This is a genomic window from Streptococcus oralis (assembly GCF_026782375.1).
Classification (GTDB): domain Bacteria; phylum Bacillota; class Bacilli; order Lactobacillales; family Streptococcaceae; genus Streptococcus; species Streptococcus oralis_CL.
This window is the reverse complement of the sequence record NZ_JAKUWJ010000001.1, coordinates 104,871-126,318: the sequence shown is the minus strand read 5'-3', so window position 1 is coordinate 126,318 and position 21,448 is coordinate 104,871. Positions and strand designations below refer to the sequence as shown.

The 21,448-nt window shown below is 42.6% G+C and carries 9 protein-coding genes; all 9 read right to left on the bottom strand.

From position 1 onward, the window contains the following. Positions 1 to 10: 10 nt before the first annotated feature. The 9 genes from MK409_RS00585 to MK409_RS00545 all read right to left on the bottom strand — a co-directional run bounded on the left by MK409_RS00585 (position 11) and on the right by MK409_RS00545 (position 21,440). Positions 11 to 391, bottom strand: coding sequence for a hypothetical protein (locus tag MK409_RS00585; protein ID WP_268704960.1), 381 nt, complete (start codon positions 389 to 391; stop codon positions 11 to 13). Between the two features lie 248 nt (positions 392 to 639). Continuing rightward, positions 640 to 7,065 carry a ZmpA/ZmpB/ZmpC family metallo-endopeptidase gene (locus tag MK409_RS00580; protein ID WP_268704959.1) on the bottom strand — a complete coding sequence of 2,142 codons (6,426 nt, stop codon included), beginning with the start codon at positions 7,063 to 7,065 and terminating at the stop codon, positions 640 to 642. A gap of 250 nt (positions 7,066 to 7,315) precedes the next feature. After that, a complete protein-coding gene (locus tag MK409_RS00575; protein ID WP_268704958.1) occupies positions 7,316 to 15,448 on the bottom strand; it encodes a ZmpA/ZmpB/ZmpC family metallo-endopeptidase in 8,133 nt (2,710 codons plus the stop codon). Positions 15,449 to 15,743: 295 nt separating this feature from the next. Then, positions 15,744 to 18,536: an isoleucine--tRNA ligase gene (gene ileS / locus MK409_RS00570; RefSeq protein ID WP_268704957.1), complete on the bottom strand. Its 2,793-nt coding sequence runs from the start codon at positions 18,534 to 18,536 to the stop codon at positions 15,744 to 15,746. 251 nt (positions 18,537 to 18,787) lie between these two features. Then, positions 18,788 to 19,582, bottom strand: coding sequence for a DivIVA domain-containing protein (locus MK409_RS00565; RefSeq protein WP_268704956.1), 795 nt, complete (start codon positions 19,580 to 19,582; stop codon positions 18,788 to 18,790). A 16-nt stretch (positions 19,583 to 19,598) separates the two neighbouring features. Then, a complete protein-coding gene (locus MK409_RS00560; RefSeq protein WP_000028988.1) occupies positions 19,599 to 19,853 on the bottom strand; it encodes a DivIVA domain-containing protein in 255 nt (84 codons plus the stop codon). An 8-nt stretch (positions 19,854 to 19,861) separates the two neighbouring features. Further along, positions 19,862 to 20,653 (bottom strand): RNA-binding protein, encoded by a 792-nt coding sequence (locus MK409_RS00555; protein ID WP_268704955.1) that lies wholly within the window; start codon positions 20,651 to 20,653, stop codon positions 19,862 to 19,864. After that, positions 20,650 to 20,910 carry a YggT family protein gene (locus MK409_RS00550; protein ID WP_268704954.1) on the bottom strand — a complete coding sequence of 87 codons (261 nt, stop codon included), beginning with the start codon at positions 20,908 to 20,910 and terminating at the stop codon, positions 20,650 to 20,652. The genes MK409_RS00555 and MK409_RS00550 overlap by 4 nt, the downstream gene beginning before the upstream one ends. Then, on the bottom strand, positions 20,910 to 21,440 hold the full coding sequence (locus tag MK409_RS00545) for a cell division protein SepF (RefSeq protein WP_268704953.1): 531 nt from the start codon (positions 21,438 to 21,440) through the stop codon (positions 20,910 to 20,912). The genes MK409_RS00550 and MK409_RS00545 overlap by 1 nt, the downstream gene beginning before the upstream one ends. Positions 21,441 to 21,448: the final 8 nt, after the last annotated feature.

Genomic DNA, 21,448 nt, shown 5'->3' with positions numbered 1-21,448 from the left:
CAAAAAGTCATTATTCTTGAACATCGAATTTTTTCAAAAGTCCAAAGTAGAGGGAGCCACCAATGATTGTCAAAATTCCTCCTACCCAGCCCAAGAATGGGATCAATCCAACAGCACCACCTACGATAAACAAGACAGACGGTGCAGGTGTCACACGCTCATCATCCTTGTAATAAACCATAGCCACAATTCCTAAAACCAAGATTGCAATTTTCACCAATGACAAAATAATTGAAAAAATCGTCAATAGCCCAACTGTTGCATCCGAGTCCTCCGTTGCCGCAGCAGCACCGACAGCTATCATAAACATAACAACTGGAGCCAACAGTAAGACAATACCTGAAATAAGACCAAAAATCGCATTTACGCGAGCAAGTGTATTTGTTTTCATCTGAATCTCCTTAAAAATTTGTACAGCTATCATTTTATCATATTTTCATGAAAAACAAAAGGAATTTCAAAATAAGGATACTAGATGATGAATGATTTCAAATTTCTATCTAAACATGCTAAGAAGGATATAAAAAATCTATAGATTGGTTTGTCAGTCCATTCGTTTTTAGTAGTAAGCTAGCAATTTTCATAGAAAAAAGAAGATCACTTAGATCTTCTTTTTTCATGTCTATCTTTGCAAGATGCTTAGCTCTCAAAGATTGACTGTCTGAAGTCGTCTGTAGCACGTAGATAAGAATTAAAAATACGATACTTGAGCTGGGCGACACTGCTCTTAGAGCTGTCTGATAAGGCACGATCAATGTTCTTAGCTGAGGCATCCGCTAGTACTGCTAAGTACATATAATCTTGCAATTCCTCATAAGAAGAAATCGTAATTTGTCGTTTGCTATCCAGTTTTCCTGCTTCAAACTCGATGGTGATTGGACGAAGGAATGTTTGCGCCTTGTTGTATCGCTCTTTCAACATAGCTTTCTTCAAATCCTTCCATGATTCATACTGACTACCATAGAGATTTTTGAAAACCAAATCATCTCCAACTACTCCGACATCTCCTCGGTTCCAGATTGAGTAGGTCTTATAACCTTCTTTAAGTGCTTGGCCAGAGTATTGGCCAGATACATATGGGACAAATCCTTGCTGGTAACCCTTGTCTCCGAGCAATTCATAGGCTCTACGGCGGAACATAAGTCCCCCAGGTGCACCAGTTGGATTGTCCAGAGCTGCATAGAAGGAAGCAAACATATTGACGACATAGTAGCCATTTCGTCCAAAGCTAGCTGTATCCCAACCATCGCGACGACCAATGATATTATGATCAACAAGGTCTTCAACGGATTTTAGTTTGGCTGCTTCTTCGGCTGTTATAGGGACAATACGATCATCAGCATGGGCTTTCTTACCATAAGACGTATTCTCAAATTTATAATTTTCAGCCTTACGGTACCATTTCATTTTCTGCTGATCAGTTAGGACACTAGTAACAATATCCCCTTCAACATAATCCAGAAGATTTAGCACATCAAAGACTCCATGCATGTAGTCGCGAAGAGCATCTGCTGAGGAGAATCGAGCAACAGGATCATAGGTATGGTAACGTGTGGTCGAATCTTTATCTCCTTGATAGAAGCTATTAAGTACGAGACCTTTTTCGCTAACATTGGTTACAGACTCTAACATCCCTGTAGCAAAGCTCTCAGGTCCTTCACCCTCACGACGACCATGTCCTTCAAAATAGATAGAACCATCCGAGTTGTGGGTCATTTCATGGGTATAGACCATGGTTCCAGAAGCTCCCAGCATCTGGTCATAGACGTAGAAGACTTCATAACCATTGGCAAAAGCCCCTAGTCCATTGTCTCCGTGATACTTGCCAGCAGGGCCAAAGAAATTATACATAGCAACAGAGGTCTTATCATTACGCGGAGCCCAATATTGCTGACCTTTATCATTATAAAGAAAGAAACCGTCTGTAACGATCACCCGTCTGAATAGAGTGTCTTTCCTGTTTGGACTTAAAATGTTGTACCACATGTCATAGTGGTTTCGTTGCCATTCAGCTGATTGATCCACAAGTTTTTCAACGTGTCGATGGAGTTCCTCGCCTGAGAGAACTCTGCCACCTTCTTTCCTGTAGCCTCCAAAGCTACCAAAGGCAATGGTCGACATATTGCTGATGATATAGACATCCCTTTCAGGTAAGGTCAGAAGTTGGAGGACCATTTGCTTGAAGCCCCAATCTCCCTGAGTCAGTCTGTCGTAGACCTTTATTGTATACTTACTCTTACGATCTGCATTGTCTTGCTTAGCCTGAATTTCTGGCAGACTTGAACGAGCCTCTACGATATAAGCCTTGGTATTTTCCTTAAACCATTCACTGTTGGTTTTGTGTGGTAAGAAGAGTTCACGCAGACTTTCTAAGTAAGCAAAGAGGTCTCCTTTGCCTTTTTCCTTGGCTAGGGATTGTCGGTAGGCATTGAAGTTATTTTGCGCTCGAAGATTGCCCATTCCAGAGTTCCCGAGAGCGATGATAGTATCCAGTGTCGAAGCTGATTGATTGCCGAAGAAATCAAACTTATAGGCATTAAGATCCTTGGTGTTGAAAGTTCCATAGTTGACATTGTACCAACGATTGAGATAGGTTAGACCAAGCATGAAGGCCTCTTTGTTCTTCAGAATCTTTTGGCTAATCGCATCCGCTACGGCAGGACCTAGGGTGTTAATCGACTTGTCAACTGAAAGCACCTTGAGGAGCTCCTGACCTAGTTCAGCTTTGATTTGTTCAAAGGCTTTTTCCAGATAAAGATCATCTAAGGAAGCTGTTTCACCAATTCCCAGTACCTTACGCACTGCAGTTGAGTCGTAAGTCACAGCTTTGAGTTCATCCAAGACACTCTCTTTAATGGACTGGTAGTCCGATAGGAAGGCCTCTGGTGTATAGAGCAAATTCTTATCAGCGATGCTATATTCAGCAATCTGACCATTGGCAAAATCTCCCTTGTAGGTCAAATCAAGATAAGCAATGGTCTTATCTGCATAATGCAGCATCAGTCTATTGATTTCACCCTTATGGCTATTGACATCCGTTATCAGTGTCCCATCTTTCATCGGAACCACATCTAACAAGGCTACTTTGTTGAGTTTATCGTCTTCAGCTAATTGGTTGGCTGTATGAACGATGAAGTCTTTGTTGTAGAATGGTAATAGTTTTTCTACATTTTCGTAGGCTAGCTTTCTGGACTCTTGGGCTCCCCTCACTCGACTATAGTCTGTCTGATGCTGGTAAGCTAGCTGCAATGGCTCTTGGTCCGTCAAGTTTGAAGTGATTCCAAAGGACTGACGTTTGGCTTGTCCATCTACCTCTGAAATAGTACGGACAAAACGCTCATCTTTTCGATTTGCTGTAGTCCTTTCAAGAACATGTGAGTCCCGAACAGAAGCCTCAGGATAGGGATCTCCTGTCATGGCATGACCATTTTGAACCTTGACACTGGTCAAGACATTTCGGACCTGTCCATTGTTCCAAGTAGACCCGATTGCTCCACCGACTTGGCCAGAATGACCTCCATTTTGGATAGAACCAGACACATAAGAAGTTTCTAATCTAGCTCCATTCTGCAAGCGACCAATCAAGCCACCAACACGCTGGTCTCCATTTCGACCCGTTACTTGGATAGATACATCTGCTTGACTCTTCTGCGCCAGTGATTGGTTCCCGTGGAAATTACCGACTAGGCCACCAATATTGTACTCCTGCCCTCCATCTTGGGTGCTGGTGATAGCCCCTTTAAAGGCAACATTGGTTAGTTTTGTATTTTGGGCAACTCCTACTAGTCCACCGATATGCTTGTTACCAGATAGACTACCACTTACAGAAACATCCGTAATCGTTGCGTTCTGAGCGTTGCTAGCCAAGGCCCCTATAGAGTCCTTACCTGAAACTGCAGCCGATTTCAAGGTCAGTTGCTGGATAGTGGCATTTTTCAAGGTTGCAAAGAGTGGTTTTGCTAAATTGTAGATAGCATAATCTTTGCCATCTACTCGACTCGTTAAGCTACCTGAAAATTCTTCTGGAACATAGCTTGTCGTAGACTGTTCCAACTCAATCTCATCTGCTGAAACATCCGCTCCTAATGTGAAGTTTCCAGTCGGGTTTGACTTCATGGCCTCTATGAGCGTTTTGAAGGACGTATAGACTCCTTCTTGACTAAGAGGGGTTTTCGGAAGATCAAAGGAGTAATCTGGACGATAATGATCCCCTTCTCCCTCAACAAGCTGATTAGCTGATACTGTTACGGAGTAGGCATTGCCCTTATCTGTAATCTTAGAAACGGGCATGAGCATATCCTTGAACTTGTCTGACTGAATTCGGACATAGTAATTGTTCAAATCAGACGGCACTTCTGACAAGGATAGGTAACGTCGGTAGTGACTGCCATCTTTACCGTACAGTTCGATGCGGTCGATGTCTTTGATTTCAACCTTCTTATAATCTAGCTGAACTGGACGTTGATCCTCTATACTAGTTTGTTCCCCTTGACCTAGGTCATATTTCATGACGGTTTTGAGGGTATAAGGAGTATAGTAATCCAAGTCATCAAGTGTCAATTTTTGAGCGAGATCCACAAGGTCAACTTCCTTGATCAACGTTTCGCCCTTGTAAAGCTGCACTTTGGCTGATTGATAGCTAGCTGTAGCATCCGTCAAGTGATAGCTAAGAGAAACTTGGCGTTTATCTTCTTCCTTCTCGACACGGACTAGAGAGAGGGTTGGTTTTCTCTTGACTCCATCCAGAGCTTGACGAGCCGCCGCGAGATCCGTCCGAACTTGATCAACCAAGGCTTGATTGGCGAAAGGATTGTCCAAAACGAGCTTGGCCTGATCTAGAGCACGACGATAACGGAGTTTGACTTGTTCATCAGCATACTGGTAAGCAACTGTAGACTGAGTCACATCCTTCATCTCAAATTCAACTCCGAGAGTTTTCTTATCAACAGGTTGGCCGTCTAGATTATTCTTAGCAGTTTCAAGGGCCTTTTTCAAGGAATCAACCTGTTCTTGACTAGCGTGAGATGTCTCAAAGATAGCTTGGGCATTTGCAACTGCCTGTTTATAAGACTCTTGATCTGCAGCGGTATCATTGAAATACTGATGCGTTTTCTGGATGCTGTCGGCCTCTTCCACTAATTGGTGTAAGGGTTCGAGGTCGAGTGTTCCTTTTTCTGGCTCTACAGGAGCATGATCCGCATTTGTAGAGATTGGTTTTGTACCAACTTTGATGATCTGAGGAACTGCTTCTTTTGTGACAGTATTAGAAATTTCCTCCGTATTTTCAACTTTTCCATCTACCAAATACTGACGGGTGACGATTGTTCGCACACCGTCTTGACCAGCTTGGCTAACTTCCCTTTGCCCCAAAGGCAAGTCTGCACTTTCCACTTCCTTGGTTGGATAGGGTTCTGCCAACGTTGTGGTAACATCCTTTTCTTCGACCTCTAGGCTTGGAACTTCGTGTACTGGAGCGTCTGTTGGTTTATCACTAACTGGGCCTGTTCCGACTGTTACGATTTCCGAAACTGCTGGTGTCGTTACTTTGTTCGAGATTTCCTGACTTCTCTCTACTTTGCCATCTACACTGTACTGACGAGTGACGATCGTTCGCACACCGTCTTGACCAGCTTGGCTTATCTTGGTCTGGCCAACTGGCAAACTATCACTCTCTACTCGTTCTCGAGTATAGGGTTCGGCCACTGTTGTGGTAATGTCCTTTTCTTCAACGTTTAAGCTTGGAACTTCATTTATTGGGGAGTCTGTTGGTTTCTCGCTAACAGGGCCTGTTCCGACTGTTACGATCTCTGAGACTGCTGGAGTCGTCACTTCGTTGGAGATTTCCTGGCTTCTCTCTACTTTTCCATCTACCATGTACTGACGGGTAACGATCGTACGCACACCATCTTGACCAGCTTGGGTTATCTTGGTCTGGCCAACTGGCAAACTGTCACTCTCAATACGTTCCCGAGTGTAAGGTTCTGCTACCGTAGTGGTAACATCCTTTTCTTCGACCTCTAGGCTTGGAACTTCGTGTACTGGAGCGTTTGTTGGTTTGTCACTAACGGACTCCTCTGGGCTTGGTTTTGTAGGAGAAAGGACCTTGCTTCCGACTTTTCTAATCTCAGAAGTCGGCTCAGTCGTTACCTGATTGGAAACCTCCTCTGTATGGATCACCTGACCATTTAAAATGTAGCTGCGGGTCACAATGGTACGACTACCATTTTTCCCTGCCTGAATCACCTCAGTTTGACCTTGCGGCAAATCAGCTGCTTCTACTTCCTCCACTTGGAAAGGAATAATCTCTGTACGACTCGTTTCTTTACTATCAACCTTTAACTCTGGTTGTTCAAATACAGGAGCATCACTTGGTTTCTGAGAACGATACTCTTCCTGCGCTTGACTTCCGTTTGAAGTTTGAACTGGAGTATCAATAGGAGCCGAATGATTCAACTCTTTCTTGCCATCAACTGGAGAGTTTACTGCTTTTTGAGACTTCAAATAGCCTACATATTGGTAACCTTCAATCGTAAGTGGGGATTGTAATGCTTCCCCGACCTGTACAGTCAATTCCTGATTATAGTCTGCCAGCATTTGATTTGTTAAAGCCAAGGAAGTTGGCGCAATCAGCTGACTTCCTAGACTGGTCAAAAGCATGAATGAAGCGAGTTTCTTGCGATCATCTCTGCCCAGTTTAATCGCTACGACCAGTAGTACAATACCTGCCCCTGCTGCAATTGAGCTAATGAGTTGGCTGTGACCAGTTGCAGGCAACTGTCTCGTCGGACGATAAATCAAATAGTAAGTATCATCTGTTTCCTCAGCAAACTGTGGCAATTCTTTGACTACCAATTGCTTCTCTTGGTCCGTGAGCTCACTCTCTGTCACGTACTTATAGTGAACCTGTTTTGTGACGGATGGCGTCTGTTCACTAGCTGCTACATTTGCAAGAGAACCTCCTCCACTAAAAAGGTAGAAAACCCCTACCAGAGCAGAAACCAAACCAACCGAAACTTTTCTCAATGAAAAACGCTGGTGCTTTTCTCCTAAATAACTTCTTTTCATTCCTAATCTTTCCTTCATCATGATTTGAATCCCCTCTATTCTACCGAAATTTACTAGATTATTCAATTTATTTGCTATAAATAATAGCAACAAAAAACTGCTAATCTTTTCAGTTTATTTGCGCTTTCAAAATCCTTATCTTATCAGGTCTTGAATGCACAAACAAGATCATGGAAAATCCACAGAAAAAATTCCTAGGTTTAAGGATACCTAGGAATTTTTTAAATTTTGATTGAACAGAGTACTTTCCTTATTTCTTGAAAATAGACTGTCTGAAGTCGTCTGTCTCACGAAGATAAGCGTTGTAAATCTTCTTCTTGAGCAGGTTGACCCAGCTAGCTTCGACACGGCTAGTAGCATTGGTAATGTTGCGTACATCCTCTGCCACGGCTGCGTCCATCAACTGCTGCATCTCTGCATAAGAGCGAATGGTTACTTTCTTGGTACTGTTTGGATTTCTAAGCTCGTACTCAATGGTAATTGGCTTCAGCTTGGTCAGCTGATCAATCCGCTCCTTATACATGGCCTTCTTGAAGGCTGCCCAAGAGGTGTATTCACCCTTAAATACATTTTCCAAGACTTTCTGGTCTGTCACAAGACCAACATCTCTTCCAGACCATCCATCCCACGTTTTCATCCCTTCATCAAAGGCTTCCTGAGAGTACTGACCAGAAACATAAGGGACAAATCCGTCATGGTAGCCCTTGGCTGCTAGTAATTCATAGGCTATGCGACGGAACATGACATCACCTGGAGCTCCCTTCGGATTGCTCAAGGCTGAGTAAATCGGTGAGAAGAGGCTGAGGCTCAGGTAGCCATTACGGCCGTATTTCCCACTATCCTTGTTCTCACGACGAGTGATCACATCATTTTCAATGAGAGAGTTAAAGGTCTTTAATTGCTTGATTTCTTCAGCAGTGAAGCTTCGCGTCTGGTTACCAGCATGAGTCTCCTTACCATACTTATCTGTAATATAGTAATTCTCCATCTTTCTGAACCACTGAAGTTTCGCAGCATCGCTCTGCTTCAGCATAGAAGTACCTTCTAGATAGTCCAAGGTGTAGATCATGTCAAACATACCATGGACATAGTGCTGCAGGTCTGCTGCATTTTGAACACGTTCCTTGAAATTATAGGTATGCATACGGGTCTTAGAATCCTTGTCCACCTTGAAGAGAGTATTGAGCGTAATAGTTGGTTCATCTGCACTCGGCGAAGACTGCAAGAGTCCGCGAGCATAGAGTTCCGCACCTAGTCCCTCACGACGACCATATCCTTCAAAGTAAATTGCTCCGTCAGAGTTATGGGTCATCTCATGGGTGTAGACAGAGTTTCCATAGTCTTCTAATAGTCGTGCTCTATCAAAATGGGTCACACTTCCCGTAGCATAGGCATTGTAACCCTTGCTTGGATACCACTTGCCGGCTGGTCCAAAGAATTCCTGCATTGCCTGTGATCTTTTGTCATTAGCTGGTGCCCAATAGCTTTGTCCTGCTTTGTCAGTCAAGAAGAACCCATCATAAACCAGAACCGAACGGAAGAGTTTGTCCTTGCTTTCTGGACTGAGAATCTTGTACCAGAAATCATAGTGGTCGCGCTGGTATTCAGCAGTTTTTCTCACTCGGTCTTCGACATATTCAACTAGTTCTGCATCTGTGCGGATCCTGTTATTAGCATCAAGACGATAGCGATCATAAGCTCCCATAGAGAGGGTAGACATATTAGAGATAGCATAGACACCTTTCTCGGTCATGGTCAAGAGTGGCAGGAGCATGCCCTTGTGTTCCCAATTATCTGCAGTAATCTTGTCATAAACACCAACAGAATACTTGCTCTTGCCCTCGGCTGCGTCCTGAAGCTGTCTCGCTTCTGCTACATCCGACTTAGCCTCAACGATGTAGGCTTTTGTATTGGTTTTGAGCCATTCATTATTGGTCTTGTATGGTAGGAAGAGCTGACGGTAGCCTTCAAGGTAATTGAAGAGTCCTCGCTTGCCAGTTGCTTCAGAGAGCAAATTATCATACGCTGTATAGTTGTTCTTAGCCTTGAGATTCTCAAGTCCTGATTTCCCTAAAGCAATGATTGTATCAAGAACCGAAACATCATTTTTACCGTAGAAATCCATCTTGTAAGCAGACAGGTCTTTGACATTAAAGGTGTCATAGTTGATATTATACCAACGGTTAAGGTAAGTCAGACCCAATAGGAAAGCTTCTTTATCAGCAAGAATCTTCTTAACAAGATAATCCTTAACTACTTCACCTTCAGTATTGATAGCCTTATCCATAGCTAGCACTTTGCGAAGCTCACCTGATAGCTTGCTTTTCACTTGCGTAAATGCGGTGTCTAAGTATAGTTCATCCAAAGAAGTATCTGCTGCTACTCCAAGAGCTGTGCGCATAGCTGGCGAATCAAGAACTACCTTGTTTAACTCTGGCAACACTTGATTTAGAATACTAGTATAATCTGATACAAAGGCTTCTGGAGTATAAAGAAGGTCTAACCCCTTGATACTATACTCAGCAATACCTCGATTTACGAAATCTCCTTTATAAGATATTTCTAGGTAGTCAATGGTATTGTCCATGTAGTGCAGCATCAAACGATTGATTCCAGTTTTATTGCTATGAATATCAGTGATAACCTGGTCGCCCTTCATCGGAACAACATCCAGTAGGTACTCCTTGTTCAACTTATGATTTTTCGGAATCTTGTTAGCAAACGAAACAATGGTTTCTTTATTGTAGAAAGGAAGCAGTTTCTCCATATTTGCATAAGAATATCCGCGGTCAAATTGAGCATTGTTTACTTGACCATAGTCGACAAAACGCATATTTAGATTCGTGTCATCTAGGCTAGTTGTTATGTCCATAGCAGTCAGTTTTTCTTCCATTTCTTCTTGAGTAATGGTAGAAGTAACAAACTGATCGTTTTTCAAGGTTTCACTTTTGGCAACTTTATATGCTTGTGTAATGCGGTCGTTCTTGTATCCCTGATCCCCAGAAATACTGTAAACATTTGTACCGCTAACATTACTGATAACATTATCAACTAAACCATTAAAGTAGTTCGAACCGACCACTCCACCGATTTGACCGTTAGTGGTTGAATTATATAGTTTTCCTGTCACATAAGATTTGGTGATTCGAGCATTGTTTTCTAGACGTCCAACCAAACCACCAATACGTTGTTCATTTGATCGCGCACCGCTAATAATCGTTACATCTGCTTTACTTTGGCTAAGAAGAGATTCTCCTCCTTTAAGGCTCGCAACCAAACCACCTACGTTATAAGCTTTGATGTGTTGATTGTTAGATAGGATGGTACCCGTAAAGGAACTATTGGTAATCTTCGTATTGGTTCCATTAACTACAAGACCCGCTACGTTAGAAGCGTTGCCTACTACCGATACTCTCCCCTGAACAGAAACGTCAGTGATTCGCGCATTCTCCGCATTGCGTGCCAGCGCAGCTGAGTCATAGGTACCCACGATATTCACGTCTTTAAAGTCGATATTGGAAATTGCAGACCCACTCTTGAGGTTTTCAAATAAGGGCTTGACTAGATTATAAATGGCGTATTGCTTACCATTATGACTACCTGTCAGACTACCTGTGAAGTTCCCTTTAAGATAGACATAATCCGCAGGAGCTAGGTTGACCTCGCTCGCATCCAAATCAGCTCCCAGAACATAATTTCCTGCCATATTTCGCTTCATAGCGTCTACCAATCCAGCAAAGCTGGTGTAGACATTTTGCTGACTTGGGACTGCCTTACTGATGTAGAAGTCGTGCCCAGACTTGTAGCCCGCTTCACTTTCTTGGACGAGTTCAGGAAGGGTTACATTAACCTTATAGACTGCCTTGCCATCTTTTTCTGCTTCGGAGATACTCTGAACTGGTAGGAGAATTTCTTTGGATTCGCTTGATTTGATCTTGACGAAGTAGGTAGACAGATCCGTAGGCATAGAACTCATCGATACAAAGCGCTTATATTGGTCGTTTTCTTTATGATAAAACTCAACAGAATCAATATCACGGAAGGCAATCTTCTTGTATTCTAACTCAAAGTTACGACTGTCTGTTTCAAACTCAGTAAAGCTGCCATTATCCAGTTCATAAGTCAACTTAGTTTTCAAAGTATAACCTGTATAGTAGTCTAGGTCGCCAATTTTCAAGCTACCAGCAAAGTTAGTAATCGGAAGAGTGCGAACCAGCTGATCTCCCTGGTACAATTCTGCAGTCGCTGAACGGAAGGATTTGGTCTGGTCTTCCAATCTATATTGGACCGTAACCGACTTATCATCGGCATTCTCAGTCAGACTTAGAATCGAAACTGTCGGCTTGACTTTAGGTATTCCATTCAGCGCTTCTTTGGTTGCTGTCAGGCTAGCAAGAACTTGATTGACTTGCACTTGTGTAGCAGTTTGATTGTTCAAAACTCCTTCAGCCTTAGTCAATTCGTCAGTATAAGCTGTCTGCTTATCTGAATCCGCATTCTTATATTTAACAGAAGTTTTAACTCTTGGATTTAAATCGTATTCATTTTGTAGAGCCGTTTTGACAACTTCAAGACCACTTAATTGAGCCTTGGCTTGATTGATTTGTTCCACCAATTGGTTGACTTCTGCTTGGCTGGCTTGGGATTGACTCAGAATCGCTTGACCTGCCGTCAAAGCAGCATCATAGTTAGCTTGATGACTCTGACTATCGTTGAAATAACGGGCCTGAGCTTTAATCTGATCCGCTTCTGCTAAGAGATTATGCAGTGAAATTAAATCGAACTCTTCTAAAGCGTCTGCTTTCGGTGGATCGTTCGGTACCATGTTTGGCTTAGCCGTGCCGACCTTGACCACTTGCGTTACGGGAGCTAGAGTTTCCTCATTGGACAATTCTTGGCGGTCAACAACTTGACCGTTAGAACTGTAGACACGAGTCTTAATGGTACGCTCACCTTGGACACCCGGAGTTGCGATTTGACGAGCATCTTGAACAAGCTCATCGGTTTCTTCTTCACGAATAGTGAAGTTAATTTTCTCTACGCGCGTTTCATCAGTATACGTCAACGGATATTCTGGCAGTGCGTCTGCTTGCGGTGGATTGTTCGGCACCATAGTTGGTTTAGCCGTACCGACTTTGACGATTTGTGTTACAGGAGCCAAAGTTTCTTCATTCGAAAGTTCTTGACGGTCAATTTCCTGGCCATTAGAACTGTAGACGCGAGTCTTAATAGTTCGTTCGCCTTGGACTCCTGGAGTGGCGATTTGACGAGCATCTTGAACAAGCTCATCGGTTTCTTCTTCACGAGTGGTGAAGTTAATCTTCTCAACGCGAATTTCGTCGGTATAAGTCAACGGATACTCTGGCAGTGCGTCTGCTTTCGGTGGATCGTTCGGTACCATGCTTGGCTTAGCCGTTCCAACTTTGACCACTTGCGTTACGGGAGCTAGAGTTTCCTCGTTGGACAACTCTTGGCGATCAACCTCTTGACTGTTAGAACTGTAGATGCGAGTCTTAATCGTGCGCTCACCCTCAACACCTGGAGTTGTGATTTGACGAGCACCTTGGACCAATTCATCCGTTTCTTCTTCACGAATGCTAAAGTTGATTTTTTCAACGCGAATTTCGTCAGTATATGTCAACGGATACTCTGGTAAAGCGTCTGCTTTCGGTGCTTCATTTGGCACCATGCTTGGTTTAGCTGTGCCGACCTTGACGATTTGTGTGACAGGAGCCAGAGTTTCCTCGTTAGACAACTCTTGGCGGTCAACCTCTTGACCATTGGAACTGTAGACACGAGTCTTGATGGTCCGCTCACCTTGTACTCCCGGAGTCGCGATTTGACGAGCATCTCGAACCAATTCATCCGTTTCTTCTTCACGAACTATGAAGTTAATCTTCTCAACTCGAGTTTCGTCAGTATAAGTCAACGGATACTCTGGAAAAGTTTCTGCTTTTGGTGCTTCATTCGGTACCATGCTTGGTTTAGCCGTGCCGACTTTGACAATTTGCGTTACAGGAGCCAAGGTTTCCTCATTAGACAATTCTTGACGGTCAACAACTTGACCGTTAGAACTGTAGACACGAGTCTTAATGGTACGCTCACCTTGGACTCCTGGAGTCGCGATTTGACGAGCATCACGAATCAATTCATCCGTTTCTTCTTCACGAGTGGTGAAGTTAATTTTCTCAACTCGCGTTTCATCGGTGTAAGTCAGTGGATACTCTGGTAAAGCATCTGCTTTCGGCGCTTCACTCGGTATCATGTTTGGCTTAGCCGTGCCGACTTTGACAATTTGCGTTACAGGAGCCAAGGTTTCCTCGTTAGACAACTCTTGGCGGTCAACCTCTTGACCATTGGAACTGTAGACACGAGTCTTGATGGTCCGCTCACCTTGGACTCCCGGAGTCGCGATTTGACGAGCATCACGAACCAATTCATCCGTTTCTTCTTCACGAGTGGTGAAGTTAATTTTCTCAACTCGCGTTTCATCGGTGTAAGTCAGTGGATACTCTGGTAAAGCATCTGCTTTCGGCGCTTCACTCGGTATCATGTTTGGCTTAGCCGTGCCGACTTTAACGATTTGTGTTACCGGAGCCAAGGTTTCCTCGTTAGACAACTCTTGGCGGTCAACCTCTTGACCATTGGAACTGTAGACACGAGTCTTGATGGTCCGCTCACCTTGGACTCCCGGAGTCGCGATTTGACGACTTCCTTCTGGAATCTCATCTGTATATTGCTCGTCAATAGAAAAATCAATCTTTTCTATTCTAACCTCATCATTTGTAGTTAATTCCAACTCAGAATTCTCATGAATAGGAGCTGTCTCGGGACTGGTTCCGTACTCTGCCAATTCCGGAACTTCGTGAACAGGAGCTGTTTCTGGAGTTGTGCCATATTCCGTCAATTCCGAAATTTCATGAACTGGCGCTGTTTCAGGAGTTGTGCCATATTCCGTCAATTCTGGAATCTCTTGAACTGGAGGCATCTCAGAACTGGTGCCATACTCTACCAATTCTGGAACCTCATGAACTGGAGCCGTTTCAGGACTAGTTCCATATTCTGCCAATTCTGGAATCTCTTGAACTGGGGATGTCTCAGGATTTGTACCATATTCTGCCAATTCTGGAACTTCATGAACTGGCGCTGTTTCTGGAGTTGTGCCATATTCTGACAATTTCGGAACTTCGTGAACTGGAGATGTCTCAGGATTTGTACCATATTCTGCCAATTCTGGAACTTCATGAACTGGCGCTGTTTCTGGAGTTGTGCCATATTCTGACAATTTCGGAACTTCGTGAACTGGAGTTTCTTTTGGTATCGAGTTAGTTGGAGCTGTTCCAACTAAAATAATTTCAGAAACAGGTTCAAGCGTCACTTGATCAGAAATCATTTCGCTTTTTACGATTTCTTGATTCTCACGATAATGACGAGTCACAACTGTACGTTGACCTCGAACACCTGATTGTATGACTTTTGATTGACCTTGAGCCAATTCATCGGAATACTGGTATTGGGTCTGATAAGGGAGAGCTTGAACCGACTTTTGTTCACTAATTTTTAATTCTGGCAATTCATGAACTGCTCCAAGGCGAGCGAGTTCTCTCTCCTTAGTAGCGATAGCTTCTCTCTCTTGCTCTGTCAGACCGTCTTCCTTATCCGAAACAATCTCTTTTGTATTCGGATTTGTTTCACTCGGTTTAAGTTCACTTCCCTTCTCTTTCTCCAAGTCCAGTGTCGGATTTTCCTTCTGAGCAGAATGAGCTAAACCACTATCATTTTGTTCTTCATTCTTTAAGTAACCGATATAGTCGTAACCGTCAATTTTCAATGGTGCTGGAAGTGCATCTCCAAGACCCAAGTTAAGACTTTGATTATATGCTGCAAGTTCGATATTCGTCACTGCTAAGACTGTTGGAGATAGTAGCATGGATCCCATTCCAGTTACCAACAAGATCGAAGATAAATACCTCTTCCCATTCCTGCCTCTAACAACTACAAGTACTAGTAATGCAAGACCCATCGCTGTAAAAGTTGATTCCCAAAGGCCGGAGTGACCTGTCTTAGGCAATACTCCAGATGAATCCCCTTGAATAGTCGGACGATAAACTAAATAATAGGTCTCTGAAGCATCCTCAACATACTTTGGAATCTCCCTTATCAAGGCACTCTTCTCTGCCTCCGTCAATTCAGACTCCACTACGTAGTGGTATTTGACATGAGCAGACTGCTGACTTTGAATTTCTGCTGCCTTTACAGAAGTCAAGTCCCCAGTTATTTGCCCACTCAAAAAGAAGCTTCCAATAGTGGCAGAAACCAATCCAACTGACAACTTTCTGAAAGAAAAACGTTGTCGTTTTTCTCCATAAAACTGATGTTTCATTCTAAAGATTTCCTTTTCAATATATTATTCAATCCTTTCTATTCTACCTGATTTCACTTGATTATTCAAATTATTTGTCACGATTTTTAGAAGTAACACAAGCTTTTGAAAAGTACCAAAAAACGACCTCTCTTTTTAAAAACATTTCAAAAAATCAGCTTAAAACTCTTCCTAAAAATATTAGATTTACTCCCTTTGTCCTAAACTTTTTCCAGCAAAAAAAGAGAGAAATGACTTCCTCTCTTTTTCCTTTTTATCTCATCTTAAACTATGAGACACCTTGATACTATTATGATTATTTCGCTTCAAATCCTTCTGCAACTGCATCCGAAAAGTTTTCTTCTACGATGCTTGCACAGTGGTCACAAATGACGGCATGGTAGCTACGTTCAGCAGTAGTTGGATCGATACGACGGCAACGGTCACAAACTTCACCTGCAGCGCGTTCAACTGTAAAGGCAACATCCTCAAAGCTAACAGCAGCTTCTGGAGCTGTACCTTCAGCGATGGTCAATTCTGACACGATCAAGAGTTGAGCCACATTGCTATCCACCGCTCCAAGAAGAGTTTTCACCACTTCATTTGGGTAAACTGTCAAGTGAGCCTCAAGTGATTTACCGATAACTTTGGCATTACGTGCTTCTTCCAAGGCTTTTTGAGCTTGTCCGCGGAAGTCCATGAAGGCTGACCATGTATCCAAGATTTCTTCTTGGTTGGCAAAAGTTTGAGCCTCTGGTAATTCAGACAATTGAACGAAGTCTTCAGCTTCAAACTCAAGATATGACCAGATTTCCTCTGCTGTGTGAGGAAGGATTGGTGTCAAGAGTTTGGTGATTTTGACAAGAACGTCATAGAAGACTGTCTGCATTTGACGGCGTTCGAGTGATTTGGCACCTTCGATGTAGACAACGTCTTTAGCAAAATCAAGGTAGAAGGCTGACAAGTCAACGTTGATAAAGTTCACCAAGGCCTTGTAGATTGTCAAGAATTCAAAGTTGGCATAAGCATCACGAATGGTCTTGACAAGCTGGTTAAAGCGAATCGTCATGTACTTATCAACTGAACGAAGTTCATCATAAGCGACTGCATCTTGAGTTGGATTAAAGTCAGAAGTATTGGCAATCAAGAAACGAAGAGTGTTACGGATCTTACGGTAAGTTTCAGAGACTTGGCTCAAGATATCCATAGATATACGCACGTCATTGCTTGAGTCCACACTTGTTACCCAGAGACGCAAGATTTCCGCACCAAATTGTTTTTCAACATCACTTGGAGCAATGGTATTTCCAAGAGATTTAGACATCTTCTCACCTTTACCATCAAGGGCAAAACCTTGTGACAAGATTTGTTTGTAAGGAGCAACGCCATGGTTGGCAACAGATGTGATAAGTGATGAGTTGAACCAACCACGGTACTGGTCAGAACCTTCAAGGTAAAGATCTGCTGGATATTTGAGTTCTGGACGGTTGACCACTACTCCATTCCATGATGAACCTGAGTCAAACCATACGTCCATGATATCTGTTTCTTTCTTGAACTCGCCATTTGGTGAACCTGGATGCGTAAATCCTTCTGGCAAGAGGTCCTTAGCATCACGTTCCCACCAGATGATAGAACCGTGTTCCTCAAAGAGTTGAGCTACATGTTCAATAGTCTCAGCTGTCATGATAGCTGTACCATCTTCTGCGTAGAAGATTGGAAGGGGAACTCCCCAAGCACGTTGACGAGAGATAACCCAGTCGCCACGGTCACGAATCATATTGTAAAGACGAACTTTACCCCATTCTGAGTGGAACTTCACTTTTTCAATTTCATCCAAGATTGCTTGGCGGAATTTAGATACAGAGGCAAACCACTGTGGAACAGCACGCCAGATGATCGGTTTTTTCGTACGCCAGTCAAATGGATATGAGTGAGAAATTTCTTCCTGAGCAAGGAGTAAATCACCCAGTTTTTCGATAACAGTCGGCACAACCTTGTCATAGAACTGACCCGCAAATTCAGGACCAGCATTTTCCATCATAATACCGCGTTCGTTAACTGTTACAGTAACTTCAAGGCCGTTGGCAACACCGACATTGTAGTCGTCCTCACCAAAACCAGGGGCTGTATGGACGATACCTGTACCAGAGTCAGTCGTAACGTGGTCACCAAGGATTACCAACTCATCTACAGCCGTATCCCATGGGTGGACTGTTACGATGTGATTCAATTCTTGACCACGGTAGGTTGCCAAGACTTGCACATCCACCCAGCCAAATTTCTCAGACAAACTGTTCAACAATTCTGAAGCAACCACAAACTTACGAGTCTCACCAGCAGGTTGTACGACTACGTAGTCAATATCCGCTCCAACAGTCAAACCACGAGAAGCTGTAATGGTAAATGGCGTAGTTGTCCAGACAACGATGTAAGTGTCTGTATCTAGGACACCTTTTCCATCTTTGACACGGTTAGCATAGTAAAGGGAAGTTGAAAGCAAGTCATGGTATTCAATTTCCGCTTCCGCAAGGGCTGACTCAGAAGACCATGACCAGTAAACAGGCTTGGCACCACGGTAGATGTAGCCTTTCTTAGCCATTTCTCCGAAGACACGGATCTGAGCCGCTTCATAGTCCGGAGTCAAAGTCACATAAGGATTTTCCCAGTCACCAGAAACACCCAATCGTTTAAAGTCTTCACGTTGTTTATCAACTTGAGAAAGAGCATACTCGCGGCAAAGTTTCAAGTACTCAACCAAGTCCATTTCTTTACGTTTCACGCCCTGTTTTGCCAAGACTTGCTCGATTGGCAATCCATGTGTATCCCAACCTGGGATGTAAGGTGCATAGAATCCTGACATAGACTTAGAACGAACAATAATATCTTTGGAAATCTTGTTCATGGCATGTCCAACGTGGATATTTCCGTTTGCATACGGAGGTCCATCATGCAAGGTAAAATGTTGTTTCCCTTGATTCAATTCTTGACGACGTTGGTAAAGTTTTGCTTCTTCCCATTCTTTTTGCCAAACTGGTTCTTTAGTTGGAAGACCAGCACGCATAGGAAAGTCTGTTTTCCCTAGATTGAGGGTTTCTTTAAGTTTCATTGTTACTCCTTTAATTTAAACTGACAAAATAAAAACCACGATTCGCAAAAAGGACGAAAATCGTGGTACCACCTTTGTTCGAAAAAAGACAGGGTCTCTTTTCCTCTTTTCCCGTAACGTGGGGGACGTCTAGTCTTACTGCTTTCGGACTGGATTGCTTGAGAGGATAATCTAACCACTAGGGATTGCAGGACTCTCACCATCTCCCACTCGCTGAAAATATAGTTGGTTGGATCTTGTTCTCACATTTTTTATAGGATAAGAACAGATTCTTTATTTGCATCGTTCTCAGTTGCTGCAGTAGCTTCTACTTCAACTGACTCTTCATGCTGGTCAATTTCTTCTGTCTGTTGATTTTGTTGAGCTTCAAACTCAGCTAATTCTTTGTTGCCAGCCTCGATACGAGCTTGCAATTCAGCAACCTCTTCTGGTGTGAATTGACGAGTCATATCAATTGGTTCTTCCTCTGGTTGTATAGATACAGTTTCACCAAGAACTTCACCCACCACTTCTTTAAAGGCTTCATCACTTGTCTGAAGGTAAGTAGCTGTTGGGCGAAGAATATCTTCCCAATCAGATGACTCGACAATAGCCAATTGACTTTCAATCGTAGACTTGAGGCGTTGATGGAATACACGGCTCTTATTCTTCAACTCTTCTGTCTCAACAGCCACTCTCTTCGCATTATCTGTAGCCTGACGGAGAATTTCATTTGCCTTGTATTTCGCTTCTTCAAGCAAACGCTGAGCATCTTGTTCAGCTTGTTGAATAATATTGTTTGAACGTTCTTGAGCAGCTTGTTTGACACGCTCAGCTGTATCTTGAGCAATCAAAACTGACTGACTCAAGGAATCCTTCATCTCATCAAAGTAAGACAAACGTTCTTCCAAACTTTTGATGTGTGTCTCTTTATCGTGATTACTACGAACCAAGTCTTCATAATCACGAACAACGATATCAAGAAACTCGTCTACTTCTTCTGGGTCAAAACCTCTAAATCTTGTGCCAAAGGTTTTATCTTTAATTTCTAACGATGTAATTGGCATACTTTTCCTCACTTACTTAATAAAAAATAGAATCATTAATTGCTTCTGGTTCTTGCTCGCTTGTTACTGTTCTCTTAGGAATATCATTCGTATAATAGGAAAGACGTTCTTCTAGTTTTTTGATATAGAGTTCAGTTTCATCTTTGTATCGAATCATCTCCTCTAATTCAAAGTAAATCTTATCTAGAAAGAGGTCAACTTCTTCCTGATTGTAGCCTCTGAATGTTCTTGAGAAAGCTTTATCACTTATTTCTTGTGGTGTAATCGACATATTTTTTCTCACTTGCTTAAAAGTAGCCGGACTGTTAGTTTTTTCTTATCCTTTTTGGTCTGACCATTGTCTTTGACAACTTTTAGACGACCAAACTTTCTCACACTGATCAAATCCCCAACTGCAACCTGGTAATCACTTTTTTCAACCAGATGATAGTTTACCTGGACAGATTTTTTTTCTATCAGTTGACTAGCTTGGTTTCTAGATAATTTCAAGGCACTTGATAAGAGGGCATCCAATCGAAAACTCGAAACTAAAATTTCTCGTTCTCTATAATCAATTTTAGTCAAAATCCTATCGGTAAAAGGACGTTCCTCCAGCGATACAGGAAGTCTGCCAATCTTTCTTATCCCATCCTGAAAAAGAGGAATGAAATCACGATTGACAAAAATCTGTGCTCTCTTTTCATCTACCAAGATATCACCAAATAATTTACGGTCAATTCCTAGTTGGTTGATAATTGTTCCCAATATTTTTCCATGACTCAGTTGCTCAAACTTACTCGGATAGCAAATTTCCAACAAGGCCATTTCAAAGTCTGATATCTCCGGTTCAAAGTAATCTGGATAGAGAAGAACTCGAACCGACTCTGTCGGAAGAAAATCACCACTACTTTGGCAACCCAGTCCATATGTCCCAGCTAGTACCCTCAAGATCTGTTCCTGATGGGGATTGATAAAAGGAGTAAGTACCGGTGCATAGGTATCTTCTACCCGCTTGATCCACTCTAACCCCTTATCAATAAAGGGAATATCATCTTGAGAAAAATGCTGATAAATGGCTCGATTTGCTGTCATAGTAATAAGACTAGTCGTGTTAAGAGATTTCCAACAAACTGAATCAGAATCAGCGCTGCCCAAACCGTAAAGTCAAGACCAGCAAATTGTATATTGAGCTTACGAAGGGGCTCAATAACTGGGCGAGCAAGTCTGATAACTAGGCGACCTAGCTGGCTTTCATAGGAATTTGGAAACCATGAAAGAAGAGCAAATGCAACGAGAATGATGGAATAAATGCTAACCGCATTTTGGATTAAACGGATTAAGAAAATCATTATCTTGCTCTATTTCGTTTAATATCAAAACCAAACTCAGCGCTTTGTGATTCATCTGGAAGTTTGATATCTTCAATATTCACGACAACGTTGACAGGCGTCAATAGATACATCGTACTCGCAACTTTTTTCATATTCCCAGCCAAGACATGACGGGCTCCGTCCAAGTAGTCAAGGCAACGACGGGCTTGAATCTCTGTCATATATTGGAAATCAATCAAAATACTTTCATTTCCAGCCAACAAATCTACAATTTCAGTTGCATCTTCATATTTTCTTGGATAGCGAACGTCAATTGTCACTTTCTCATCTGAACGATGGCTTTGCATTGCCAATTCTTGCTGACGCGCATGAAGACGAGTAATATTTGCATCTTTTGCTGATCCTGACTGAGCAGGTGCTGGTAATTCTTTAGAAGATGAGATGGCTGGGCTAACTGTTTCCTCTTGTTGAGTCTGGTAGTTAGTCGTTTCTTCTCCGTCTTCTGTAAAATAATCTATAAATTTATCGAATCTATCTTTTAAAGACATAGCTCTCT